Source organism: Albimonas sp. (assembly GCF_055129145.1).
Window position 1 is genome coordinate 64774 of the sequence record NZ_JBSRTQ010000001.1, and the last position, 24514, is coordinate 89287.

The 24514-nt window shown below is 70.6% G+C and carries 23 protein-coding genes and 1 tRNA gene; 9 read left to right on the top strand and 15 right to left on the bottom strand.

Features of this window, described 5'->3' with window-relative positions:
- Positions 1-120 precede the first annotated feature (120 nt).
- From ACTB72_RS00305 to ACTB72_RS00330, 6 genes are all read left to right on the top strand, one after another.
- Positions 121-1029 carry a LysR family transcriptional regulator gene (locus ACTB72_RS00305; RefSeq protein ID WP_463034971.1) on the top strand — a complete coding sequence of 303 codons (909 nt, stop codon included), beginning with the start codon at positions 121-123 and terminating at the stop codon, positions 1027-1029.
- Positions 1030-1159: 130 nt separating this feature from the next.
- The gene (locus ACTB72_RS00310; protein WP_463034972.1) at positions 1160-1429 is read left to right on the top strand and encodes a DUF2312 domain-containing protein; all 270 of its coding nucleotides are present in this window, start codon (positions 1160-1162) and stop codon (positions 1427-1429) included.
- 567 nt (positions 1430-1996) lie between these two features.
- The gene (gene arfB / locus ACTB72_RS00315; RefSeq protein WP_463034973.1) at positions 1997-2419 is read left to right on the top strand and encodes an alternative ribosome rescue aminoacyl-tRNA hydrolase ArfB; all 423 of its coding nucleotides are present in this window, start codon (positions 1997-1999) and stop codon (positions 2417-2419) included.
- 31 nt (positions 2420-2450) lie between these two features.
- Positions 2451-2654: a GFA family protein gene (locus ACTB72_RS00320; protein ID WP_463034974.1), complete on the top strand. Its 204-nt coding sequence runs from the start codon at positions 2451-2453 to the stop codon at positions 2652-2654.
- A 136-nt stretch (positions 2655-2790) separates the two neighbouring features.
- A complete protein-coding gene (locus ACTB72_RS00325) occupies positions 2791-4206 on the top strand; it encodes a TrkH family potassium uptake protein (RefSeq protein WP_463034975.1) in 1416 nt (471 codons plus the stop codon).
- A gap of 331 nt (positions 4207-4537) precedes the next feature.
- The gene (locus ACTB72_RS00330) at positions 4538-5209 is read left to right on the top strand and encodes a methyltransferase domain-containing protein (RefSeq protein ID WP_463034976.1); all 672 of its coding nucleotides are present in this window, start codon (positions 4538-4540) and stop codon (positions 5207-5209) included.
- 10 nt (positions 5210-5219) lie between these two features.
- Here the strand turns inward: ACTB72_RS00330 and ACTB72_RS00335 are convergent, their stop codons facing one another.
- The 7 genes from ACTB72_RS00335 to phnC form a co-directional block, all read right to left on the bottom strand.
- Entirely contained in the window at positions 5220-5981 is a 762-nt protein-coding gene (locus ACTB72_RS00335; RefSeq protein WP_463034977.1) for a TSUP family transporter, read from the bottom strand.
- Positions 5982-6312: 331 nt separating this feature from the next.
- Positions 6313-7098 (bottom strand): phosphonoacetaldehyde hydrolase, encoded by a 786-nt coding sequence (gene phnX, locus ACTB72_RS00340; protein WP_463034978.1) that lies wholly within the window; start codon positions 7096-7098, stop codon positions 6313-6315.
- 20 nt (positions 7099-7118) lie between these two features.
- Complete coding sequence (locus ACTB72_RS00345) at positions 7119-8249, bottom strand: TIGR03364 family FAD-dependent oxidoreductase (RefSeq protein ID WP_463034979.1); 1131 nt, start codon at positions 8247-8249, stop codon at positions 7119-7121.
- A gap of 10 nt (positions 8250-8259) precedes the next feature.
- The gene (locus tag ACTB72_RS00350; protein WP_463034980.1) at positions 8260-8871 is read right to left on the bottom strand and encodes a DapH/DapD/GlmU-related protein; all 612 of its coding nucleotides are present in this window, start codon (positions 8869-8871) and stop codon (positions 8260-8262) included.
- Positions 8871-11093, bottom strand: coding sequence for a phosphonate ABC transporter, permease protein PhnE (phnE, locus tag ACTB72_RS00355; RefSeq protein WP_463034981.1), 2223 nt, complete (start codon positions 11091-11093; stop codon positions 8871-8873). Before phnE ends, ACTB72_RS00350 begins: the two co-directional genes overlap by 1 nt.
- Before the next feature lie 89 nt (positions 11094-11182).
- Positions 11183-12082 carry a phosphonate ABC transporter substrate-binding protein gene (phnD, locus tag ACTB72_RS00360; protein WP_463034982.1) on the bottom strand — a complete coding sequence of 300 codons (900 nt, stop codon included), beginning with the start codon at positions 12080-12082 and terminating at the stop codon, positions 11183-11185.
- Between the two features lie 72 nt (positions 12083-12154).
- The gene (phnC, locus tag ACTB72_RS00365) at positions 12155-12979 is read right to left on the bottom strand and encodes a phosphonate ABC transporter ATP-binding protein (RefSeq protein ID WP_463035009.1); all 825 of its coding nucleotides are present in this window, start codon (positions 12977-12979) and stop codon (positions 12155-12157) included.
- Positions 12980-13205: 226 nt separating this feature from the next.
- Between phnC and ACTB72_RS00370 the strand changes: the two genes are divergently transcribed.
- From ACTB72_RS00370 to ACTB72_RS00380, 3 genes are all read left to right on the top strand, one after another.
- Complete coding sequence (locus ACTB72_RS00370) at positions 13206-13979, top strand: HpcH/HpaI aldolase family protein (protein ID WP_463034983.1); 774 nt, start codon at positions 13206-13208, stop codon at positions 13977-13979.
- 90 nt (positions 13980-14069) lie between these two features.
- Positions 14070-14146 (top strand) — tRNA-Met (locus tag ACTB72_RS00375).
- Between the two features lie 387 nt (positions 14147-14533).
- Complete coding sequence (locus ACTB72_RS00380; RefSeq protein WP_463034984.1) at positions 14534-15175, top strand: DsbA family oxidoreductase; 642 nt, start codon at positions 14534-14536, stop codon at positions 15173-15175.
- 10 nt (positions 15176-15185) lie between these two features.
- Here ACTB72_RS00380 and ACTB72_RS00385 read toward each other — a convergent pair whose 3' ends face one another.
- The 8 genes from ACTB72_RS00385 to chvE are packed head-to-tail and all read right to left on the bottom strand — an operon-like array spanning position 15186 to position 24447.
- Positions 15186-16046 (bottom strand): SMP-30/gluconolactonase/LRE family protein, encoded by an 861-nt coding sequence (locus tag ACTB72_RS00385; RefSeq protein ID WP_463034985.1) that lies wholly within the window; start codon positions 16044-16046, stop codon positions 15186-15188.
- Positions 16043-17002 (bottom strand): 2-dehydro-3-deoxygalactonokinase, encoded by a 960-nt coding sequence (locus ACTB72_RS00390; protein ID WP_463034986.1) that lies wholly within the window; start codon positions 17000-17002, stop codon positions 16043-16045. The genes ACTB72_RS00385 and ACTB72_RS00390 overlap by 4 nt, the downstream gene beginning before the upstream one ends.
- A 17-nt stretch (positions 17003-17019) precedes the next feature.
- On the bottom strand, positions 17020-18765 hold the full coding sequence (araD, locus tag ACTB72_RS00395; RefSeq protein ID WP_463034987.1) for an L-arabinonate dehydratase: 1746 nt from the start codon (positions 18763-18765) through the stop codon (positions 17020-17022).
- Positions 18762-19550, bottom strand: coding sequence for an SDR family NAD(P)-dependent oxidoreductase (locus ACTB72_RS00400; RefSeq protein WP_463034988.1), 789 nt, complete (start codon positions 19548-19550; stop codon positions 18762-18764). Before ACTB72_RS00400 ends, araD begins: the two co-directional genes overlap by 4 nt.
- Complete coding sequence (araD1, locus tag ACTB72_RS00405) at positions 19547-20542, bottom strand: AraD1 family protein (RefSeq protein WP_463034989.1); 996 nt, start codon at positions 20540-20542, stop codon at positions 19547-19549. The genes ACTB72_RS00400 and araD1 overlap by 4 nt, the downstream gene beginning before the upstream one ends.
- A gap of 2 nt (positions 20543-20544) precedes the next feature.
- Positions 20545-21768 carry a multiple monosaccharide ABC transporter permease gene (mmsB, locus tag ACTB72_RS00410; RefSeq protein WP_463034990.1) on the bottom strand — a complete coding sequence of 408 codons (1224 nt, stop codon included), beginning with the start codon at positions 21766-21768 and terminating at the stop codon, positions 20545-20547.
- Positions 21769-21782: 14 nt separating this feature from the next.
- Positions 21783-23318, bottom strand: a complete 1536-nt coding sequence (gene mmsA, locus ACTB72_RS00415) for a multiple monosaccharide ABC transporter ATP-binding protein (protein ID WP_463034991.1) — start codon at positions 23316-23318, stop codon at positions 21783-21785.
- Between the two features lie 55 nt (positions 23319-23373).
- Positions 23374-24447, bottom strand: coding sequence for a multiple monosaccharide ABC transporter substrate-binding protein (chvE, locus tag ACTB72_RS00420; protein ID WP_463034992.1), 1074 nt, complete (start codon positions 24445-24447; stop codon positions 23374-23376).
- Between the last annotated feature and the right edge of the window lie 67 nt (positions 24448-24514).

A 24514-nucleotide genomic window follows, 5' to 3' on the forward strand; every position in this document is an offset into this window, starting at 1 on the left:
TTGCCCCTCATCTGCGCCTTCCGCCCCGGGATTGCGACTCAGGAATCCTTTTCATATGTAACCTGAAGTTACAGACCAACCCGGAGCCCTCCCGCCCGGGCCCGTCGCCGGAGCCCGCCCATGCCGCCGCTTCCCTCCCTCGCCGCCCTGCGCGCCTTCGAGGCCGCGGCCCGCACCCTCTCCTTCTCCGAGGCCGGACGGGAGATGAACGTCTCCCACGCCGCCGTCGCCCAGAACGTGCGCAAGCTGGAAGGGGAGCTCGGCCGCGCGCTGATCGCCCGCTCGGGCCGCGGACTGGCGCTGACCGCCGACGGGGCGCTGCTCGCCCGCGGGCTGTCGGAGGGGTTCGCGACCATCCGCGCCGCGCTCGACCGCTTCGCGCAGGACGACGCCGCCCGGCCGCTGCGCATCACCATGACCCCCAATTTCGCGGTCGGCTTCCTGATCCCCCGCCTCGGCAGCTTCCGCGCGGCGCATCCCGAGATCGCGCTGGACCTCGACCCCTCCGCCCGGCTGACCGATCTCGGCCCTGGAGGGCCGGATCTCGCCATCCGCTACGGCGACGGCGACTGGCCGGGACTGGAGACCGAGCTGCTGATCGCCGCCCCCAAGGTGATCGTCGCCGCCCCAAGCCTGATCGTCGGCCGCCCGGTGACCCGGCCCGAGGATCTGCTCGCCCTGCCCTGGCTGCAGGAGCAGGGGACGGAGGAGATCCGCGACTGGCTGGCCACCCGCGGCGTCGCTGGCGCGCACGGGGCTGGGGGCGCGATGCTGCCGGGCTACATGCTCTATCCGGCGCTGCTGGAGGGGCAAGGCTGCGCGCTGGCCGGCAAGGTGTTCGTGGCCGACGACATCGCCGCCGGGCGTCTTGTGCGCCTCTTCGAGGACGAGGATCCCGAAGGCCGGCTCGGCTATCACCTGACCCGCCGCCCCGGCCCGCCCCGCCCGGCGCTGACCGCCTTCATGCGCTGGCTGCGGCGCGAGGCGCCCGGCGCCTCCGACGCCATGTCGCTGATCGGACGGCCCTGACGGGCCGCCGCCCGACCCCGACCGACCCCGCCCGCCCTTGCCGGGACCGGCGCGCGCGTCTAGCGTCGCGCCCTCGCCTCGGATCGCCGAATCCGACGCCTCCCAGAATTCGACGGCCGGAGCCCCGGACATGAGCGACGACGACAACGACTTCTCGACCACCACCGTATCCGCCGGCCAGCTTCGCTCGATCATCGAGCGCATCGAGCGGCTGGAGGAGGAGAAGAAGGAGGTCGCGGAGCAGATCAAGGAAGTCTACGCCGAGGCCAAGGGCAACGGTTTCGACGCCAAGATCCTCCGCAAGATCGTGGCCCTGCGCAAGAAGAAGCCCGAGGAGCGCTCCGAGGAGGAGGCGATGCTCGAGCTTTACATGAACGCGCTGGGCATGCTGCCGGGCTGAGGCCCGGGCGCGCCGACCTGAAACGGCCGCCCGGCGCGGCGGCCCCCCCCCGATCGATCTTCCCCCGCCCCGGCCTCGCCGGGCGCGGGTTTTCTTCGCGCGCATCGCCTGCATTTTTTCGTGGACGGACGGGATTTGATCGCGCATGATTCCAACAGGTTCAACAACACGGAAGGAGGTGGTCTGATGTCGAGTGGGATGTTGGAGCAGAAAGTCGGGTCGGCATTCGGGCCTCGCGAATAGCGAGCAGCCTCCATTCCGATGGCCCAAACGCCCGGGACGCTTCGTTCCGCCCGTTTCTGGTTCCACGGCTCACGGGGACCGCGGTTTAGGCCGCGGTCCTTGCTTTTTAGGGATGCATCCCCGATTTTCGTCCCCGGTTCGGTCCGACGCTCCCGCATCGACCGGCGCGATGCGCCCGGCGCCCCCGGTCCAACGCCGCGCGGGCGCGACCGTGCGGCAGGCGCCGAGGTCGACGCGCGGCCTTGTTCCGCCGGGGTCGCCCGGTGCAGGCTGGGCGGCGCGAACCCCGCCCCCGCCTGAACCGGAAAAGCCTGAATCCCCGCCATGCTCCGCGTGACCGACGCCGTCTCCATCGCCGACTGGGAACTGACCGAAAGCTTCATCCGCGCCTCCGGCCCGGGCGGGCAGAACGTCAACAAGGTCTCCACCGCCGTCGAACTGCGCTTCGAGGCCGCCCGCTCCCCCCACCTGCCCGCCGACGCCAAGGCCCGCCTGCGCCGCCTCGCCGGGCGGCGCTGGACCGAGGAGGGCGCGCTGATCATCCGCGCCGAGACCCACCGCTCGCAGTCCCGCAACCGCGAGGACGCCCGCGACCGGCTGGCCGAGCTGATCCGCAAGGCGCTGGAACGCCCCCGGCGCCGCATCGCCACCAAGCCGACGCTCGGCTCCAAACGCCGCCGCCTCGCCGCCAAGACCCAGCGCGGAGAGGTCAAATCGCTCCGCCAGGCGCCTGGCCAGGACGAATGACGACCGCCTCTGCGGCGGCGTGCGCTTCGCGATGGCCGAACCGCTCGGCGCCGCCGTCGACGTCTCGGCCGCGGCCGCGGCCTTCGAGCTCACCCGCGGCGCAGCCTCGGCCTTCGCCGTGGTCCCGGACGCCGGATCGCCCATCATGCGGCATTTCTGCCCGAATTGCGGTTCGCCGCTCTGGTCCTCTTCGCCTGCCGACCCGGATAGGGTCTATGCGAAGGCGCGCGCTTGACGATCCCGACCAGGTCGGCGACCGCAACCGGGCTGGCGCCGGAAAGACGCGCCCGGCGAAATTCGCCGCGCAAGCGATTGACCGGGCGAACGTTCCGCCGCTAATTCCCGCCGGTCGGGGCTGAGGAGGCATCGCCGTGCAGCTCGTGCTGCGCATGAACGGTCTGGTGGCGGTGCTGGTGGGCTTGATCATGCTGATCCCCGCCGCTGCCGACACGAGCCATGCGCGGCCGTTCCTGATGGCGTCCTTCCTGTCGATGACCCTCGGCGCGCTGGTGGCCATCGCCGCCCAGCGCCCCGACTACAGCGGGTTCCGCGCCCGCCACGCCTTCACGATGACCACGTTCGCCTGGCTGACCGCGGCCTCCGTCGGCGCGGCCCCCCTGCACCTTTCGGGGCTGAGCGTGACCGATGCGTTCTTCGAGGCGATGTCGGGCCTCACCACCACCGGCTCCACCGTGATGAACGGCCTCGACGACACCGCGCCGGGCATCCTGGTCTGGCGGGCCATGCTGCAATGGATCGGCGGCATCGGCATCATCGTCACCGCCATCGCGGTGCTGCCGATGCTGCGGATCGGGGGCATGCAGCTGTTCCGCTCCGAAAGCTCCGACACCGCGGACAAGGAGCTCGGCTCCGCCGCCCGCTACGCCGGCGCGACGCTGTGGATCTATGTCGCCCTGACCCTCGCCTGCGCCCTCGCCTACGAAGTCGGCGGCATGAATGGCTTCGACGCGGTGCTGCACGCCATGTCCACGGTGTCCACGGGCGGCTTCTCCACCTATGACGCCTCGCTCGGCCATTTCGACGACAGCTTCATCATGGTCACCGCCACCGTGTTCATGCTGTCGGGCTCGATCCCGTTCGTGTGGTATCTGCGGGTATGGAACAAGGGGCTGTGGCGGTCGGAGCAGGTGGGGATCTACTTCGCCTCGCTCGCCGCGATCATCCTCGGGATGGCGGCATGGCTGACGCTGACCGGCTACGCGGACCCGCTCGACGCGCTGCTGCGCGTGGCGTTCAACGTGGTTTCGGTGGTCACCACCACCGGCTTCGCCACCGAGGACTACACCGCCTGGGGCGCGGCCCCGGTGACGGTGTTCCTGATCGTGACGGTGTTCGGCGGCTGCACCGGCTCGACCTCCGGCGGGCTCAAGGCGATGCGGCTGATCCTGACCGCGAAGGCGATGTTCGCCGACCTGCGCCGCACGCTGAGCCCCAACATGGTCGCCCCGATTCGCTACGAGGGCCGGGTGGTGGGCGACGAGACGCTGATTTCGGTCGTGTCGTTCTGCACCATGTTCCTGATCACCTTCGGCGTGGTCGCGGCGCTGCTGGGCATGCTGGGGCTGGATCTGCTGACCGCGATCAGCGGGGCGGCGACGGCGCTGGCCAATGTCGGCCCCGGCATCGGCGACGTGATCGGACCGGCCGGCAACTTCTCCACGCTGCCGGTGGCGGCGAAATGGGTGCTGGCCATCGCCATGCTGCTGGGCCGGCTGGAGATCCTGACCGCGCTGATCCTGCTGACCCCCGGCTTCTGGCGCAGCTGAGCCTTTCGGGCCGCAGGCGGGCCCGCCCCGCAAGAAACGCGCCGCGCTTCGGCGGCGGCAGCCCTGCGAGAGCCGGCCCCCGCAGCTTCGGCGGAGGCGCGCCACCCTCCGCCTCCGGGCGCCGGAGGAAAAGAGCCGCCGTGTCGAGCGCGCCGGGGCGCCCGCGTCGACCTCCGGGAGGGTGTGCGCGGCCAGCGATAGCCGTGTCGCACCGCGGAGGCGAGATGGCCGGGCAGCGGAAATCGATAAAATTCTACGGATCCAGCGTCGCCGCCCGCCGCCGGTGCGAAGCGCGTGGCGGCGAAGATCCGGGCGCGGTAGGCTGGTTCGCATGACAACACCTGACGCCGCCCCGCTGCCGCTCGACCCCAACCTGTCCGCGGGCCCCGCCGCGCCCGGCTCCGGACCGGACTGGGATGCGCGCTACGCCGCGTCCCAGGGCGGGCTCTTCGGCGAGACGCCCAACATCTGGCTGCGCATGGCGCTGGCCCGGCCGGGACCGGCCCCGGTCTCGGCCCTGCTGATCGCCGATGGCGACGGGCGCAACGGCGCCTGGATGGCCACGCAGGGGCTGTCGGTGACCGCCTTCGACCTCTCCTCCGAAGCGACCCGCCGGGCCGAGGCGCGCGACCGCGCCGCCGGGGTGCGGGCCGAACGCTTCGCCGCCGACGTCATGACCTGGACCCCGGACGGGCGGGTCTGGGACCTGGTGGCGCTCGTCCACCTGCAGGGGCCCGAGGGGCTGCGCCGGGCCGCCTTCTCCGCCGCCGCCGCGGCGCTGGCGCCCGGCGGACGGCTGGTGCTGGAAGGCTTCGGCGGCGAGGGCGGCGGCCCCGGTCCCGAACGCACCGCCCAGCGCTGGCAGGACGTGGAGGTGGAGGCCTGGACCGCCGCCGCCGGCCTCGTGGTGAAGGAGCTGCTGGAGGGGACCGTGACGCTCGACGAAGGGCCGCGCCACCAGGGGCCGGCCCGGATGCTGCGCCTGATCGCGCGGCGCCCGTAGGGGCCGGCCCTCAGACCTCGAGCAGATCCATGACCCCGGCGATCACCAGCCGGGCGGCGAGCGCGCAGAGGATCCAGGTCAGGATCCGGTGAAACCGCGCGTCGTCCGACCTGATCAGCAGCCGCTTGCCGACCAGCGTGCCGGCGAGCCCGGTCGCGGCCATCGCCAGCACCGGGACCAGCCACGGCCCGAAGGCGAAGCCGAGCAGCCCGAAGGCCATGACCTTGATCAGGTGCTGCCCGGTCATCATCGCGGCATGGGTCGCGACATGGGACAGCCGGTCGAGCCGCAGGGTTTTGACATAGGCCGCCACGAAGGGGCCGGTGGCGCCGAAGAACATGGTCAGCAGGGTGGAGACGAAGCCGGCGGGCGCGGCGGCGCGGGCGAGCGCGGCGGGCGGGCTCGCCAGCGCCGACCAGGCCACGAACACCCCCACCCCGATCGCCACCGCCGGCCCCGGCAGCGCCACCGAAACCGAGCCGCCCAAGCCCGCCCCCAGCACGGCGCCCGCCAGGAACGGCAGCAGCTTTTCGGCGCGCACATGGGCGGCCAGGGCTGCGGCGCGCCCGGCATTGGAGGCGAGCTGCACCAGCCCGTGCACCGGGATCAGCGCCGCGGGCGGGATGACCGAGGCGAGGATCGCCAGCATCGCCACCCCGCCGCCCAATCCGAAAGCGGCGGTGAGGAACGACGTGGCGAAGCTCGCCGCCGCGATCAGCCCGAAAGCGGCGGGGGAGAGCTCGGGCGGCAGGACGAAGAGATCGGCGATCATCGCAGAGGTCCGGCACGGAGGCGGGGCGGCTCGCCCGCCTCTCCCATCCCCCCGGCGTCGCGTTCGCGTCAAGCGTTTCGCAGGCCGCGCGACGCCCGATGCGCGCGTGGCGGCGGGGCGCTCGCGCGGCGTTGGACCGGAGGCGCGGATGGGCAGGGGCCCGACGGAGCCGGTGGGACCAAGACCGAGCCCGCAGCCGCCCCCGCCGAAATCCATGCCCCTGCGCCGACACTGGAGACGCCCCCGCCGGGCGACCCGCCGCCCCGCGCCGCGGGCGGGACGTGGCCGTCGGCGCGACCTCGACGCGGCGCCCGGCGCAGGCGGCGCGATGTCAGACCTTCGCCCGCTCCAGCATCGCGATCAGCGCCGGCAGGTCGGCGACCGTGTCGATCACATGATCGGCCCCCGCGCCGCGCAGCGCCTCGGACGCGCGCGCGCGCAGGCGGTCCCGCTCCGGCCCCGGCAGGGCCGCCAGATCGTCCGGGGTCAGCCCCACATGGTTGCCCGACATCGCCACGCCCACCGTGATCGCGCCGACCGCCACGCCCTCGGCGATGCCCGGCTCGGTGTCGTCGACCTTGATCACCGCGCCCGCGTCCGAAATCCCCATCAGCTCCATCGCCCGCAGCATCTGGCCCGGCCCGGGCCGCCCCTCGGCCACGTCGTCGGCGCAGACCACGCAATCGGGCGCGTAGCCCTGCGCCGCCGCCGCCGGCAGCACGCGGGCCATGATCGAGCGCGTGTAGCCGGTGGTCGAGCCCACCGCCACGCCCCGCGCCCGCAGCCCGTCATAGGTCGCCTTGGCGCCGGGGATCAGGGCGGCGTAGCGGGGCGCGACCTCCTCGTTCATCGGCACGAAGATCTCGTAGAGCGCATCGACGTCGGCCTCGGTCGGCGCGCGGCCATGCGCGGCCTCCCACTGCTTGCGGATCCCGCTCAGCGCCATCATCGCCTGGATATGCGCGCGCTTCGGCCGTCCCATCGGTCCGCGGGCGTCGGCGATGGTCGCCTTGATCCCGAAACGCGAAAACGCCTCCACGAACACGCCCATCGGCGCGAAGGAGCCGAAGTCGATCATCGTGCCGGCCCAATCGAACACGGCGGCCTGGAGTTTCATGGCGAGGGTCCTCTTTGGGGTCAGTCGAAGAGCGCGGCGACGGTCTCCTCGCCGATGGCGAAGCCGGTGGAGGCGCCGCAGCCGGCGGTGACGATCACCACCCGCGTGGCCGCGTCCGGCGCGTCGGTCAGCCGCCAGCGGCCCGCGTCCTTCCCTGTCGCGGAAGCGTAGGTGCCAAGCCAGCGGTCGGTGGTCCGCCAGGGGCCCAGCGCCAGCGTCGCCTCCATCTCCTCGGTGATCAGGTCGTCGACCGACTGGGGCGCGAGGGGGTCGGGGGTGGCGGAATAGTGGTGACTGTCGCCGACCACCAGCGAGCCGTCGGCCGAGCGCACCACGATCAGGTGCACGCCGTTGGCCCGCTGGCCGGGCTGCTCGGCGTCCAGCCGGGCGGCGAGCGCCGCCGCCTCGGGCAGTTCGGCATACCCAAGATACCGCGCGAGACCGAGATCGGACATCACCGCCGCCTCCAGTTTCACGGGGGTTTCGGGGCGGACGCGGAGCATGTGCAGCTTGCAGCGGGTGAGCTCGTAGGCGGCGAGCCGCTCCGCGAACGGCCCGGTATAGTCGTCGCCGGGGCAGAAAATGACGGCCTCGGCGTGAATCGGGCCGGCGGAGGTTTCCAGGCGCGGCGTCTCCACCCCGTGCACCTCGACGCCCCAGCGGAACTCGACGCCGTGGGCCTCGGCCAGCCACCGGGCCAGCGCGGGGAGCGCGTCGCGGCTCTCCACGCGAAGCTCCAGCGGCGACCACAGGGCGCCGGTGACGGCGGCGGCGATCGGGGCGCGCTCGGCCGCCTCGGCCAGCGTCAGGCGGCGACAGGCGGTTTCGCGGGCCATGTCGGTGGCGAGATAGGCGTCGATCACCGCCTCCGCCTCCGGCCGGCGGGCGGTGACCATCATGCCCTGGTGGATCACCGGGATGCCGGCGGCAGGGGCGACTTCGGCCCAGACCTCGCGCGTCCGACGCGCCAGCCCCCAGCAATCGCCCGCTTGCTGGCCGTTGACGGTCACAAACCCGAAATTGCGGATCGAGGCGCCGTTGGACTGCGCGCTCCGGTCGATCACCACCACCCGCTTGCCGCGCCGGGCCGCGGCCAGCGCATGGGCGAGGCCGAGGATCCCGCCCCCGACGACGGCGACGTCATAGGTCATGCGGACACGCTCATTCGTATTTTTCGAGAAACGCCTCGACCGGGAGGCTGCGGAAGTCGTCGAGCGTATAGCGAAGCCGCTGGTGATCCCAGTCCCACCACGCGAGCGCCTGGAGCCGATCCGCGATCCCGTGTGGGAACCGCCGCTTGATCTCCGCCGCCGCGACGCCGCCGACGATGGCGTAGGGGGCCACGTCCTTGGTCACCACCGCCCCGGCTGCGACGATGGCGCCGTCGCCGACGGTCACGCCCGGCATGATGATCGCGTTGTAGCCGAACCAGGTGTCGTGGCCGACGGTCACGCCGTTGCGGCGACGCGCCTCGAAGACCTCCGCCTCATCCTCGGCGTCGTCCCAGTAGTTCGAGGCGCGATACATGAAGTGATGCAGCGAGGCGCGCTGATACGGATGGTTGGTCGGGCAGATCCGGCAGCCCGACGCGATGTTGGCGAATTTCCCGATGCGCGAATAGGCGATCTCGTTACGCCCGGCGCAATAGGAATAGTCGCCGAAATCCACCTCCAGCAGCGAGGAGCCCGCCATGACCTCGGTGTAGCGGCCGAGGCGCGAGTTCAGCACCTGGCTGGTCGGGTCGACCCACGGGGTCTCGGACAGGCGCGACATCAATGCTCTCCCTGCGCTCCGCCCTGTATCAGGCGGCGACGCAGCCAGCTCGACGCTGCGTCCATGGCGAACACCACAAGAATGGTCAGGATGATGATGTAAAGGGTGTTCTCCCAGTCGCGCGAGGTGCGCATCGTCTCCACCAGCATCAACCCGATGCCGCCCGCGCCGAGCGCGCCGATGACGGTGGCCGAACGGGTGTTCGATTCGAGATAGTAGAGCACCTGGGAGACGAAGACCGGCAGGATCTGCGGGATCACCCCGAAGCGGTAGCGCTGCAGGCGGCTGGCCCCGGTGGAATGCACGCCCTCCACCTGCTTGTCGTCGACATTCTCCAGCGCCTCGGAGAACAGCTTGCCGAGCGAGCCGGTGTCGGTGAAGGCGATGGCCAGCGCGCCGGTGAGGGGGCCGAGGCCGAAGGCCCGGATGAAGATCAGCGACCAGATCAGCATGTCGATGCCGCGCAGAAGGTCGAAGCCCCGGCGCACGAAGAAGCGGATCCCCTGGCTCGGCGTGAAGTTCGACGCGGCGAGGAAGGCCAGCGGCAACCCGACGAAGGCCGCGACCAGCGTGCCCAGCACCGCCATCATGATCGTCTCGAGCAGCGCCTGGAACACCTCGCCATGCTGCCAGCCGGGATTGCCGCGGAACTCTTCGAAGATGAAGGCGGCGTTGGACATCGCGGGGTCGAGGCGCTCCGACGACCAGGCCAGCGCCCAGACCTCGCCGGCCGAGAACCCGCTGAGCGGCGAGCGGAAGTCGAACCAGAAATTCTCCCAGCCCCAGAAATAGCGGTGGACCTCCACCTTGGCGGACGAGACCTGGATGCGCTTGCCGATGCTGGGACGGGCGTCGAATTTCTTCTCGGACAGGTTGAGCCAGTCGGGGACCGGGCCGGGGGGCAGCGTGGCGCTGACGGAGCGGTCGGCCGCCTCCACCCGGATCAGGCCGTAGCCGGGCGCGTCGATGGTCACCAGCGGACCCGCCATCGTCACCCGCCAGCCGTCCCCGAGATCGATGTCGAGCGCCTGCTCGCCGGCCGGGGTCTGGCCCAGCGGACGCACCCAGTCGGGATAGGTCCCCTCGGCCCAGGTGGCGCTGCGCTCGCCCTCCACCGCGATCGCGAGGCCGCCGCGGCGCAGATCCTCTTCGACATGAACCTTGTGCATCACCGCGTCGGTGGCCAGCAGCGCCGCCCGGTCGGGCTTGGCCGAGGCGACCAGCCCGCTCATGTCGAAGGCGACCCAGGCGTAGCCCAGATAGACGACGGCCAGCGCCGGGGCGGCCATGGTCAGCAGCATCCGCCGGCGCACATGGGCGGCGGCGCGCCCGACGCGGTCCTCGCCCCCGGCCTCGGTCTGCGCCTCGCTCTCCTCGCCCTGCCCGGCCTTGCCGGCGAGCTTCGCCCGGCCCCAGGACGACAGCTGGTCGATCAGAAAGATCGAGGTCACCAGCAGCACGAACAGCGCGATGGTCTCGTCCCCCGCGCCCTGGCCCCAGCCGATGGTGCGGCTCAGCTCGCTGCCGATGCCGCCCGCCCCCACGAAGCCGAGGATGGCGGAGGCGCGCACGTTGATCTCGAGGCGCAGCAGGAAATAGCTCAGCCAGTTCGGCGCAACCTGCGGGATCACCCCATAGCGCACCCGCTGGAACCAGGAGGCGCCGGAGGCGGCGAGCCCCTCCAGCGGCTTCACGTCGATGTTCTCGTTGACCTCCGAGAACAGCTTGCCCAGCGCCCCGACGGTGTGGAAGGCGACCGCGATCATCGCGGGGACCGGCGAGGTGCCCAGCACGAAGATCAGGAAGAGCGCGATGATGAGTTCCGGAAACGCCCGCATCACGTCCATCATGCGGCGCACCGGCAGGCGCAGCCAGGCGGGCGCGCCCAGGTTGACGGTGGCGGCGAGCGACAGGACCGCCGCGCCGATCCCGCCCAGCAGCGTGGCGGCGACGGCGATGTTCAGCGTCTCCAGCAGCGCCGGCATGAAGCGCCACAGCAGGCCCGGGAAATCGGCGGCCTTCTCCCAGGTTTCGGCGAACAGCGCCGCGGGATAGTCGAAGAACTGCGTCATCCCGTTCCAGAACGACCCCGAATTCATCGAGTTCGACAGGTCGAATCCCGAGACCAGCACCGCGACCAGCAGCAGCGTCACAAGACCGGAATAGAGCTGACGGCGGCGGGTCTGGCGGACGATCTCGGATTCAAGCGCGGCGAGCGTCATCGGGGCGGCCTCGGGTCGAAAGGGAGGGGGCGGACGGAAAGAGGCCCCGGAGGATGCTCCGGGGCCTCTGGATCAGCGTGGGTCGCGGATCACTCGGACTTCGAGAGGCGGGCCGCCACGATCGACTCGTAGGCCGCGTGCGTGATCGGCATGAAGCCCTTGGCCTCGCCCGCCATCACGCCATAGGCGCATTCCGGATCCATCGAGGTCAGCGAGGCGACCAGCGCGGTCATCTTGATCTTCACGTCCTCGGGCAGGCCCTTGGCCAGCACGATCGGGCCCTCGGGGATCGGCTTGGAGGTCCAGATCTGCACCAGCTCGGACATGTCGACCAGGCCGGCGTCCACCGCCTTGCGCAGGGCGCCGGAGTTGTAGCCGTCTTCCCACTCGCCCAGACCGTCGGCCCAGGTCACGCCGGCGTCGACGTCGCCGTTGTTCACCGCGACGATGGTCTGCTCATGTCCGCCGACGAACACCACGTCCTTGAAATACTCGCCCGGCTTCATCGAATAGCCCTGCTTGGGGATCTCGATGGAGGGGATCAGGTAGCCGGAGGTGGAGTTCGGGTCGCCGAAGGCGAAGACCTTGTCCTTCATGTCGTCGAGCGAGGTGATGCCCGAGTCGACGCGGGCGAAGCCGATCGAGTAGTAGCCGTAGGAGCCGTCGGTGTTGACCTTGACCAGCACCGGCTCGACCGCATCGGGGTTGGTCACGAACACCTTGGCGTAGCCGGAGGCGCCGAGCCAGGCCATATCGAGATTGCCGCCGAGAAGACCCTCGATCACGCCGTTGTAGTCGGCGGGGGCGAAGAGCTTGGTGGGGACGCCGAGCAGCGCCTCGGTCTTCTCGCGCAGGCACTCGTTGGAGCGCATGCGGTCGGAGGCGTTCTCGCCGCCGAGCAGGCCGATGCGGAACTCCTTGATCTCCTGCGCGGAGGCGGCGGAGGCGAGGGCGGCGGCCGCGAAGGCGGCCAGGGCGATGGTCTTCATCGGGAGGATCTCCGTGAAATTCGGTCTGGGGTCGGGGGAACGAGGGCGGATCGTGCGCGGGATGCGCGCCGGTCAGCCCGTGGCGGAGACGGCGGCCGCGGCGGGGCCGCGGGCCGGCGCGAGGGCGCTGAGCGAGGTGGAGGTGGCGGCCTCCGAGAATTCGGCCCCCGCCCCGTAGATCTCGCGCGCCATGGCTTCGGTGAGCAGCTCGGACGGACCGTCGAACACGATCCGCCCGGCGCGCATGCCGATCACCCGGTCGCAATAGCGCCGCGCGGTGTCGAGCGTGTGCAGGTTGCAGATGACGGTCAGCCCGTCCTCCTCATGGATGCGGCGCAGCGCCTCCATCACCACCTGGGCGTTCATCGGGTCGAGCGAGGCGATGGGCTCGTCGGCCAGCACGAATTTCGGGTTCTGCATCAGGGCCCGCGCGATGGCGACGCGCTGCTGCTGGCCGCCGCTGAGCGCCTCGGCCCGCTTCAGCGCGTGGCCGGCGATGCCGAGCCGGTCGAGATGGGCGAGCGCCGCGCGGATGTCGCCCTCGCCGAAGATGTTGAAGGCCGACGCCAGCGCCGAATGCCCGTTCAGCCGGCCGAGCATGACGTTGGTGATCACGTCGAGCCGCGGCACCAGGTTGAACTGCTGGAAGATCATCGCGCAGTCGCGCCGCCAGGCCCGCAGCTCGGCGCCCTTTAGGGTCAGCACGTCGCGCCCCTCGACCACGATCCGGCCGGAGGTGGCGTCGGTCAGCCGGTTGATCATGCGCAGCAGGGTGGACTTGCCCGCGCCCGATCGCCCGATGACGCCGATCATCGCCGGCTTGTCGACCAGGATATCGGCCCGGTCGACAGCGGTCGCGCCGCCGAAGGTTTTCGTAAGAGACTCGATTTTCAACAGCATGCAGGGCTCCCGTCCGACGCCGGGGGTGTAGTCGGCGCCTGAGACGGTTGGCTGACGAATGCAAAACGCTTTTGCGACAATTGCCGCGGACCGCGGGCCCCGCCTGTCCCCCGGCTTCCCGCCGCCGGCGCCAGCGGTTAAGACGGGCGCTGGAAGCCGCCGGTTCCAAGGCGGCGCGGCGCGCGGATCCGGTCCGCCCGCCCGGCCTCAGGGAGCGCCCCCCATGCCCGACTTCTCCGTGCCCGTGAACCGCCTCAAGGCCGACCTGCTGGGGCGGGAGCGCAAGCTGACCGGCCTGTGGCTGGCGCTGGGCTCCGAGCCCGCCACCGAGATCCTGGCCGACGCCGGCTTCGACTTCGTGTGCGTGGACGGGGAGCATGCGCCCCTCGATCAGGACCTGATCCGCCGCCAGCTGGCCGCGGCCGAGCTCGGCGCCTCCTCCATCGTCGCGCGCCCGCCGGTGAACGAGGCCTGGGTGATCAAGCAGATGCTGGATTCGGGCGCCCAGACCCTGATCATCCCGATGGTCGACACGGCCGAACAGGCCGAGGCCGCCGTCGCCGCCTGCCTCTACCCGCCGCTGGGCATCCGCGGGGCCGCAGGCGGGGTGCGCGCCGCGCGCTACGGCCGGATCCGCGACTATCTCACCGCCGCCAATCCCGAGATCTGCGTGATCCCCCAGGTCGAGACCATGCTCGCCGTCGACAACATCGAGGCGATCTGCGCGGTGCCCGGCGTGGACGCGATCTTCATCGGGCCGTCGGATCTGTCGGCCTCGATGGGCTTCGTCGGCCGCTCGACCGCGCCGGAGGTCGATGACGTGATCAAGGAGTCGATCGCGCGCATTCATGCCTGCGGCAAACCCGCCGTGACGCTCAGCTTCGACGCGGCCGTGGCGAGGCGATATTTCGAGTTCGGGGCCGATATGGTCGCCGTGGGCTCGGATTCGAGCCTGCTGATGCGTGCGGCGGCCGAACTGCGCAAAGCCTTCGCCTGAGCGCGGCGGCGCGAAAGCGCGGGCCGGCGCGGAAACCGTGCCGGCTCGCCTTGACGGACCCCCGCGCTTTTCGTATCAGGCGCGCGGCTCGGCGGAGTAGCTCAGTTGGTTAGAGCAGCGGAATCATAATCCGCGTGTCGGGGGTTCAAGTCCCTCCTCCGCTACCAAATCCCCCCGGATCGGTTGACGCGCCCCAGGCGGGCAGGCGCATGGGATGACCGCGCGTGCTTTCGCGTGGCCATGGTCCTGCGCCGCTCGCCCGCCGACCCGATCCCCGCCCGCCGCCGCTCATGTCCATCCCGCACCGGATCGGCGCGGTCGCCGCCGGGCTGCGTGACGGCGGCGTGGCCGAGCCGCCCGACGACAAGCCGAAGTCCGCGGCGAAGGCGCCGATCCGGTGCGGGATGGACGGCGACCGGGCGGACATGCGCGCGGCTTGCAAGAGTTCCCGCGAAAGGGCGTTCGCGCGCGGCGTCGCCGTCCTGCGTCGGGGCGTTCTAAACTGCGCCTGGACGTGCTAATTCCTTCTGCGAAACCATTCGAGGAGATGGCCCATGCCCGCCCCCATCCGCGTCGACATCGTCTCCGACGTCGTGTGCCCGTGGTGCGTGATCGGCTGGCGCCAGCTCGCCGCCGCCTCGCGCGAGACGGGGATCGAGGTCGACGTCCACTGGCACCCGTTCGAGCTCAACCCCGACATGGGCGACGAGGGCGAGAACATCCGCGAGCATGTGGCGCGCAAATACGGGGCGAGCGCGGAGTCCTCTCGCCAGGCCCGCGCCCGGATGACCGAGATCGGGGCGGGGCTCGGCTTCGTCTTCGACTACGGCGACGACAGCCGGATGCGCAACACCTTCCGCGCCCATCAGCTGATCGACTGGGCCGAGGGCCAGGGCCGCGCGCATGACGTCAAGCAGGCGCTGTTCGACGCCTTCTTCACCCGCGGCGAGGACGTGTCGGACCCCGCCGTGCTGGCCGAGGTCGCCGGGCGCGTCGGCCTCGACCCCATCGCCGCGCGGGCGATGCTCGACAGCGGCGAACGGGCGGAGACGGTGCGGGAGCGGGAGCATGAGTGGCTTGAGCGGGGCATCAGCGCCGTGCCCGCCATGGTGTTCCAGGGCCGCCGGCTGGTCCCGGGCGCGCAGGGCGAGGAGACCTACGCGATGATCCTGCGGCGGCTGGCGGAAACCGTCTGAGGCCGCCGGATCACAGGATCACGCGCGGCTCCGGCAGGCCGGTCGCCTCGACCTCGACCGCATAGACCTTTCCGGCGCCGGCATGGGCGGGGTCCGACATCTCCAACCCCTCCTGCGCCGTGGTGACGTGGAGCGTGGAAAACCCTTCTCCCCCGAAGGCGGGGCAGGAGACGTTGGCGGCAGGGAACGTCGGCCCGTCGGTCATCGTCCCGTCCGGCGTGACCACCGCCACGCGGGACGCGCCCCACAGCGCCAGCCACATGCGACCTGCGGCGTCGATCACCGCCCCGTCCGGGTTCAGCCCGGCGGCGGAGAGGTCGAGGAACAGCTCCGGCTCGCCCACCGGCCAGCCCTCGGCCGGGTCGAGCCGCTGTCGCCACAGTTTTCGAAGCGCAGTGTCGGCGAAGTGCATGAAGCCGCCGTCGGGGGCGAAGCAGATGGCGTTGGGGATGGTGACGCCGGGATGGATCCGGCGCAACTCGCCGCGGAAATAGCGATAGATGGCGCCGGCGCCCTGTTCGGCCCGCTTGCCCATGGTCCCGACCCAGAACCCGCCCCAGGGGTCGGCCCGGCCGTCATTGGACCGGGTCGCGGGATTCTCCGCCTCCAGCGACGCGACCGGCTCGATGGCGCCGGAGCCGAGGTCGAGCAGGCTCAGCCCCCGCTCCCCCGCCACCAGCAGCCGGTCCCGATCCACCCAGCCGGCAGCGGAGACATGGCCGTCGAACCCCCAGTCCCGCGAGCCGGAGGCGCCAGCGCTCAGCAGCCGGTTCTCCAGAATGTCGAACCAGAACAATTGCCCACGCTCCGGATGCCAGAGCGGCCCCTCGCCCAGATGGCAGGGGCGCGGGTCGTGGACGCGCGCGGTCACGCGGCCGGTTCCGTGAGGGCGGCGTAGGCGGCGCGCAGCCCGTCGAGCGTCGCCTCGGTCGGGTCGAGGCGCGTGGCCGGGACGCCCTGGGCGTCGAGTGCCGCGGCGTAGCCCGCGGTGGGCGCCGGCGCGCCGATCAGCGCCACTTCGCGCCCCAGCCACCAGGGCCGGGCGGCGGCGAGTTCCATCCCGATCAGCATCCCCGACAGCCGCGCCCGGGCGCGGGCGGGGGAGAGGCCGGTCAGCAGATGCTCGGCCCTCAGCGCGAAGAGGTTGGACGACACCGCCTCGGGTCTCGACATCGCGTCGCCCAGCGCCACGAGGAAATCGGCCTGCGCCTCGGGGTCCTCGTCATCCCCCGCCATGCCGTGACGCAGGACGGACGCGGTGGAGAGCAGCGCGAACAGCTCCCCGGTCATGAAGCTGCGGAAGGAGACGACCTCTCCCGCGCTGATATGGGCCCATTTGGTGTGGGTGCCGGGCAGGCAGACCACGCCGTCGAAGCGGGGGCGACGCGCGATCAATCCGGCGATCTGAGTCTCCTCGCCGCGCATCACGTCGGCGGGTTTCGACTGGCTGAGACCCGGCAGGATGCGGACCGAAAGCCGTGGGCCGGCTTCCGCCATCACCGCGCGGGCGGGGTCGGCCGGGGCGCAGGGGACGGGGAGGTAGGGCGCCTCCACCCAGCCGGTGCGGGCGCCGGCCATGCCGCAGATCAGCGTGGGGACCGGATCGGACAGACCGCCCGGCAACCCCTGCGGCGGCAGCCAGTCGCCGACCAGTTCCAACAGCGCCGGCGCGAAGTCGGCCGGGCTCAGCCCGCCCATGCCGCGGGGGGCCGAACCCTCGGCCAGCACCGCGCCCCCCGCATCCATCGCCCAGGCGCGCAGGTTGGTGGTGCCCCAGTCGACCGCGATCCAGTGGGGTCCGACCCGCTCCGCACGCTCTCCGCTCATCGTCGCTCCTGTCCGTCTCAGTGACTGTCGCGCGGCACCGGCGCCCCGCGGCAACCTTTCAGAAAGTCGAAATCCGCCCCGGTGTCGGCGCCCTGCACATGGTCGTGGAAAAGCCGCGCATAGCCGCCCGCGGGCGGCTCGATCGGCGTCCTCCACGCGGCGAGCCTCGCGGCCAGCTCCTCGTCCGAGACCTCCAGCGTCAGGGTCCGCGCCGGCACGTCGAGCGCGATCATGTCCCCGGTCCGCACCACCGCCAGCGGCCCGCCGCGCGCCGCCTCGGGCGCCACGTGCAGGACCACCGTCCCGTAAGCCGTGCCCGACATCCGCGCGTCCGAGATCCGGACCATGTCGGTGATGCCGCGGCGCAGCACCTTGGGCGGCAGGCCCATGTTGCCGACCTCGGGCATCCCCGGATACCCCCGCGGCCCGCAATTGCGCATCACCATCACGCAGGTCTCGTCGATGTCCAGATCCTCGTCCTCGATCCGGGCCTTGTAGTCGTCGATGTCCTCGAAAACCACCGCCCGGCCGCGATGGACCAGCAGGTGCGGCGACGCGGCCGAGGGTTTCAGCACCGCCCCATCCGGCGCGAGGTTGCCGCGCAGCACCGCGATGCCGCCTTGCTGGGTCAGGGCGCGGGAGACGGGGCGGATCACCTCCTCGTTCCAGTTGCGCGCGTCCTTCACCTCGTCCCAGACCGGCCCGCCGGAGACGGTGATCGCGTCGCGGTTCAGGAGCCCGCCGTCGCCGAGCATCCTCATCACAACCGGCAGGCCGCCGGCGTAGAAGAACTCCTCCATCAGATATTCGCCCGACGGCATCAGGTTGACGATGGTCGGCACATCGCGCCCCAGCCGGTCCCAGTCGGCGAGGCTGAAATCCAGCCCGACCCGGCCGGCGATGGCGAGCAGGTGGATGACGGCGTTGGTCGAGCCGCCGATGGCGCCGTTGGTGCGGATGGCGTTTTCGAACGCCTGCAGGGTGAGAATGTCGGAGGGCTTGAGGTCGTCCTTCACCATGTCGACGATGCGCCGGCCGGTGAGGTGGGCCATCACGCGGCGCCGGCTGTCCACCGCCGGGATCGCGGCGTTGCCCGACAGCGCCATGCCCAGCGCCTCGGCCATGCTGGCCATCGTGGACGCCGTGCCCATGGTGTTGCACGACCCCGGCGAGCGGGACATGGCCGACTCCGCCTCCAGAAACTCCGCCTGGGTCATCTTCCCGGCCTTGATGTCCTCGGACATGCGCCAGAGGGCGGTGCCCGAGCCGACCCGTTCCCCCCGGAACCAGCCGTTCAGCATCGGCCCGCCGGAGACGAGGATGGCGGGGATGTCGACCGAGGCCGCCCCCATCAGCAGCGCCGGGGTGGTCTTGTCGCAACCCGCCAGCAGCACCACGCCGTCGAGCGGGTTGGCCCGCAGCGCCTCCTCCACATCCATCGCCGCCAGATTGCGATACATCATCGCCGTGGGGCGCAAGGCGCTTTCGCCAGGGCTGAACACCGGGAATTCCAGCGGCAACCCGCCCGCCTCGTAGATGCCGTGCCTCACCCGCTCCGCCAGATCGCGCAGATGGGCGTTGCAGGGCGTCAGCTGGGACCAGGTGTTGCAGATTCCGATCACCGGGCGTCCGTCGAACAGGTCCGCCGGCAGGCCCTGGTTCTTCATCCAGGACCGATGATAAATGTGATCGCGCGAGGTCGAGCCGAACCATTCGGTCGAGCGCAGCTTGCGCGGCCAGGCCGCGGGCTTGAAGCCGGTCATACCCATCCCCCATCCACGATGAAATTCTGCGCCGTGCACATCGACGATGCGTCCGAGGCGAGGAACAGCGCCATCTGCGCGATATGCTTCGGCAGGACCGGCCCCGGCAGACATTGCGCCCGGGCGATCTGCTCGCGCGCCGCGTCGTCGACCCAGAGGCGGAGCTGCTTTTCGGTCATCACCCAGCCGGGAACGAGCGTGTTGACCCGGATCCGGTCCTGGCCGAGGTCGCGGGCGAGCGACCGGGTCAGCCCGTGGGTCGCAGCCTTGCAGGTGGCGTAGACCGGGTAGCCGCCCCCTGCCATCATCCAGCTGATCGAGCCGAAATTGATGATCGCCCCGGCCCCCTCCGCCCGCATCATCGGCGCGACCGCCTGGGCCGCGACGAAGGCGTGCTTGAGGTTGACCGACACGATCTGGTCGAAGCGGTCGGGGCTGATCTGCTCGACCCCGTGACGCTGGTCGTTGGCGGCGTTGTTCAGAAGCGCGGTGATCGGGCCGAACCGCTCCGCCGCCGTGCGGATCGCGGCCTGGTAGCGGCTGGAATCGGTGATGTCGACGGGCTGGAACAGGATCTCGGCCTCGTCCTCGCAGAGCTCTTCGGCCAGCGCCTCGCCGGCCTCCCGGTCGAGATCGACGAAGGCGACGCGGGCGCCCTGGCCCGCGAAGGCGCGGACCAGCGCCTCGCCGATGCCGGTCGCCCCGCCGGAGATCAGCACCGACCGCCGCCGCAGGTCGGGATAGAGCGCGGATTCGGCCAGCCGCTCGGCCAACGCCACGTTCACAGCGCCACCACGAGGGTCTGCGCGCCGGTCTGCGCGCCGGTCGGGGCCGCCGCCAGCGGATTGCGCAGCGGCAGGCCGAAGGCGGGGGCGGCGATTTCGAAGACGTCGCCGGGGCGCGTCGCGAACCCATCCGAAAAACTCAGGGTCGCGGTGCCGAACATGTGCACATGCACGTCGCCGGGCTGGCGGAAGAGATCGTATTTGAAGTGATGCGTCTCGAGGTTGGCGATCGTGTGGGACATGTTGGCCTCCCCCGAGAGGAACGGTTTCTCCCAGGCCACGGCGCCTTCGCGGAGGATGCGCGAGGTCCCCTCCACATGCTCGGGCAGCGGGCCGACCCGCAGCTCCGGCCCGAAGGCTGCGGGGCGCAGTTTGGAGTGGGCGAGGTAGAGGTAGTTGATCCGCTCGGTCACATGATCCGAAAACTCGTTGCCGAGCGCGAAGCCGAGCCGGAACGGCGTGCCGTCCGGGCCGATCAGGTAGATGCCGGCGATCTCGGGTTCCTCGCCGCCATCCAGCGCGAAAGCGGGCGAGGCGAGCGGAGCGCCGGGAGCCACCGCCACGGCGCCGGTGCCCTTCCAGAACCATTCGGGCTGCACGCCGAGGGCGCCCGGGGCGGGCTTGCCGCCCTCGATCCCCATGCGGAACATCTTCATCGAGTCGCTCATCGCGGCCTCGCCCTCCGCCGCCGCCTTGGCGTGCATGGCGTCGCGGGCCGAGGCGGAGCCCAGATGGGTCAGCCCGGTGCCGGTCAGCATCATGTGCCCGGGATCGGGGTGGCGGACCGGGCAGTCGAGCCGGTCCGCGGCGAGCAGGGCCGCCAGATCCGCCGGATCGCCGTCGCCCCGCCGCGCCACGATTTCCGCCAGGCCGGCGCCGGCCGCGATGGCCTCCTGCGCCAGCTCCAGCACCGTGCCGGCGCCGGGGACCAGACGCGCGTCATCCCCCTGACGGCGGACCACGCCGCCGCCCTTCAGTTGCGAAAGGTGCATGTTCAGCCCGCCTTGTTCCGGTTGTAGACGTCGAAGATCACGGCCGCGAGCAGCACCAGCCCCTTGATCACCTGCTGGTAGTCGATGCCGACGCCGAGCAGCGACATGCCGTTGTTCATCACGCCCATGATGAAGGCCCCGACCACGGCGCCGATGATCTTGCCGACCCCGCCCGACATCGAGGCGCCGCCGATGAACACCGCCGCGATCACGTCGAGCTCGAAGCTCACCCCCGCCTTGGGGGTGGCGGTGTTGAGGCGGGCCGCGAAGATCAGCCCGGCCAGCGCCGCCAGCATCCCCATGTTGCAGAAGGTGAGGAAGGTGAGCCGCCTGGCGTTGATGCCCGACAGCTGCGCCGCCTTGTAGTTGCCCCCGACGGCGTAGATCCGCCGCCCGATGACGGTGGAGTTCATCAGGAAGGTGTAGGCGCAGATCAGCGCCGCCATGGTGATCAGCACATTGGGCAGGCCGCGATAGGTGGCGAGCAGCCAGGCCACGTAGACGATCGCCCCCGCCACCAGCGCGTTTTTCAGGAGGAACATCGCCATCGGCTCGTCCTCGATCCCGTAGCGCACGCGCCGCGCCCGGGCGCGGGCGGCCATCCACACGATGGCGGCGGCCCCGGCCGCGCCGAGCAGCGCCGCGGTCCAGTTCGGCTTGCCGGAGGTGAAGATGTCCCCCACGAACCCGGTGGAGAGCGCCTGAAAGCTCGGCGGGAACGGGCCGACCGACTGCCCCTCCAGCAGCCAGAGCGTCAGGCCGCGGAACACCAGCATGCCCGCCAGCGTCACGATGAAGGAGGGGATGTTCCAGTAGGCGATCCAGTAGCCCTGCGCCGCGCCGATCAGCGCGCCGGCCACAAGGCAGACCGGGATCACCACGAAGATCGGCCATCCCCAGTGCACCACCATCACCGCGGCGAGCCCTCCCACGAAGGCCACCACCGAGCCGACCGACAGGTCGATATGCCCCGCGACGATGACCAGCAGCATGCCCAGCGCCATGATGATGATGTAACTGTTCTGCAGGAACAGGTTGGTCAGGTTCACGGGGCGCATCAGCGTGCCGTCGGTGACCACCTGGAAGAACAGCATGATGGCGAACAGCGCCAGCAGCATGCCGTATTCGCGCAGATGGCTCTTCAGGAAGACGCCGACGCCGCCATGGGCGGCGGGCTTGGCCGCCCCCGCCTCGGCGCCGGTCTCGTTCTCGGTCGTGCTGGTCATCTTCGGCCCCTCCCTCAGGCCCGGACGATCATCGACATGATCTTCTCCTGGCTCGCCTCATCGGCCGCCAGCTCGCCCGCGAAGGCGCCCTCGTTCATCACGTAGATGCGGTCGCACATGCCCAGCAGCTCGGGCATTTCGGACGAGATCATCACGATCCCCCGCCCCTGCCCCGCCAGATCGTTGACGATGTTGTAGATCTCGAACTTCGCGCCCACGTCGATGCCGCGCGTCGGCTCGTCGAGGATCAGCACCTGCGGATCGGCGAACAGCCATTTGCCCAGCACCACCTTCTGCTGGTTGCCCCCCGAGAGGTTCGCCGCCTTCTGGAAAACCGAAGGCGTGCGGATGCCCAGCGCGTCGCGATAGCGCTCGGCGACCTGCTGCTCCTCCGCCCCGTTGATCACGCCGCGTTCGGAGACGCCTTCCAGATGCGCGAGCGTCACGTTGCGCATTATGGTGTCGTCGAGCACGAGGCCCAGCGCCTTGCGGTCCTCGGTGACATAGGCGAGGCCCGCATCCACGGCCTTGCGCACGGTCGAGACGTCGACGGGCCGACCCTTGACCCGCACCTCGCCGCGGATGTCGCGCCCCCAGGAACGTCCGAAAAGGCTCATCGCCAGCTCCGTGCGGCCCGAGCCCATCAGCCCGGCGATGCCGACCACCTCGCCCTCCGCCACGGTGAAGGAGACATTCCGGATCGCCTCCCGCTCCGCGTCCACCGGGTGGCCGACCGACCAGCCTGAGACCTCCAGCAGGGTCTTGCCGATCCTGGGCGTCCGGGCCGGGTAGCGGTGGGCCATGTCGCGGCCGACCATGTCGCGCACGATGCGCGCCTCCTCGACCGGGACCTGAGCCCCGGAGGCGTCGCGGCCGTCGATGGTCGACACCGCCGCCCCGTCGCGGATAACGGTGATCCGGTCCGCCACCCGGCTGATTTCGTTGAGCTTGTGGGAGATCAGGATCGAGGTGATGCCCTGCGCCCGGAATTCGCGGAGCAGATCGAGCAGCTTCTCGCTGTCCGCCTCCTGCAGGGCCGCCGTCGGCTCGTCGAGGATCAGGAGGCGCACCTCCTTGGAGAGCGCCTTGGCGATCTCCACCAGCTGCTGCTTGCCGACGCCGAGGCCGCCGACCGGGGCCGCGGCGCGCTCGCGCAGGCCGACCTTGGCCAGCAGCGCCTCGGCCCGCCTGTTGGTCTCGGGCCAGTCGATGACGCCGCGGGTGGCGACCTCGTTGCCCAGAAAGATGTTCTCGGCGATGGACAGTTCCGGCACCAGCGCCAGTTCCTGATGGATGATGATGATCCCGCGCTTCTCGCTGTCGACGATCCCGCCGAAGGCGACGGGGGCGCCCTCGTAGATCAGCTCTCCCTCGAAGGAGCCGTGGGGGTAGACCCCGCTCAGCACCTTCATCAGCGTGGATTTGCCCGCCCCGTTCTCGCCGCACAGCGCATGGATCTCGCCGCGCGCCACGGTCAGGGAAACGTCGTCGAGCGCCTTCACGCCGGGGAAGCTCTTGGTGATGCCGCGCATCTCCAGGATGGCGTCCATTGGCCTGCTCTCCGCTGAAAGGGGGCCCGCCGCGGGGGGCGGCGGGCCCGCGCGCTTATTCGACCTGGTCGGCGGTGTAGTAGCCGCTGTCCAGAAGCACGGCCTTCCAGTTGTCGGCGGTCACGGCCACCGGCTCCAGCAGGTAGGCGGGCACGATCTTCTTGCCGTTGTCGTAGGTGGTGGTGTCGTTGATCGGCGGCTCGGCCCCGCCCAGCACCGCCTCGACCATCTTCACGGTGACGGCCGCCAGTTCCCGCGTGTCCTTGAAGATCGAGGAATACTGCTCCCCGGCCTTCATCGACTTGACCGACTGGATCTCGGAGTCCTGGCCCGACACGATCGGCATCGCCAGATCGCCGGAGCCGTAGCCGACGCCCTTGAGCGACGAGAGAATGCCGATCGAGAGCCCGTCATAGGGCGACAGCACGCCGTGGACGCGCTTGTCGGCGTAGTGGGCCGACAGCAGGTTATCCATGCGGGCCTGGGCGACGGCGCCGTCCCAGCGCAGGGTGCCGACCTTGTCCATGCCCATCTGGCCGGACACGATCTCGACCGAGCCGTCGTCGATCAGCGGTTGCAGCACCGACATGGCGCCGTTGTAGAAGAAATAGGCGTTGTTGTCGTCGGGGGAGCCGCCGAAAAGCTCGACGTTCCACGGCTTCACGTCCGGAAAGCGCTCCTTCAGCCCTTCGACGATGGTGGAGGCTTGCTGCACGCCGACCTTGAAGTTGTCGAAGGTGGCGTAATAGTCGACATATGCGCTGTCGCGGATCAGCCGGTCATAGGCGATGATCTTGATGTCGGCGAAATGCGCGTTCTCCAACGCATTCGACAGCGTGGTGCCGTCGATGGCCGCGATGACCAGCACGTTCACGCCCTTGACGATCATGTTCTCGATCTGGGCGAGCTGATTGGGGATGTCGTCCTCGGCGTATTGCAGGTCGACCTTGAAGCCCGCCGCCTCGAACTGCTTGACCATGTTGTTGCCGTCGTCGATCCAGCGCGCCGACGACTTGGTGGGCATGGCGATGCCCACATAGCCCTCGGCGGCGACCGATGGCGTGGCGAAAACCGAGGCGATGAGCGTCGCCCCAAGCGCGAGCGCGCCCAGACTGGCGGTGATCTTCATGATGTCCTCCCTGCGGCGCCGTTCGCGATGCGCGCGCTTTGCTTTTCGGCGAGGTCCCTCCTCGGAC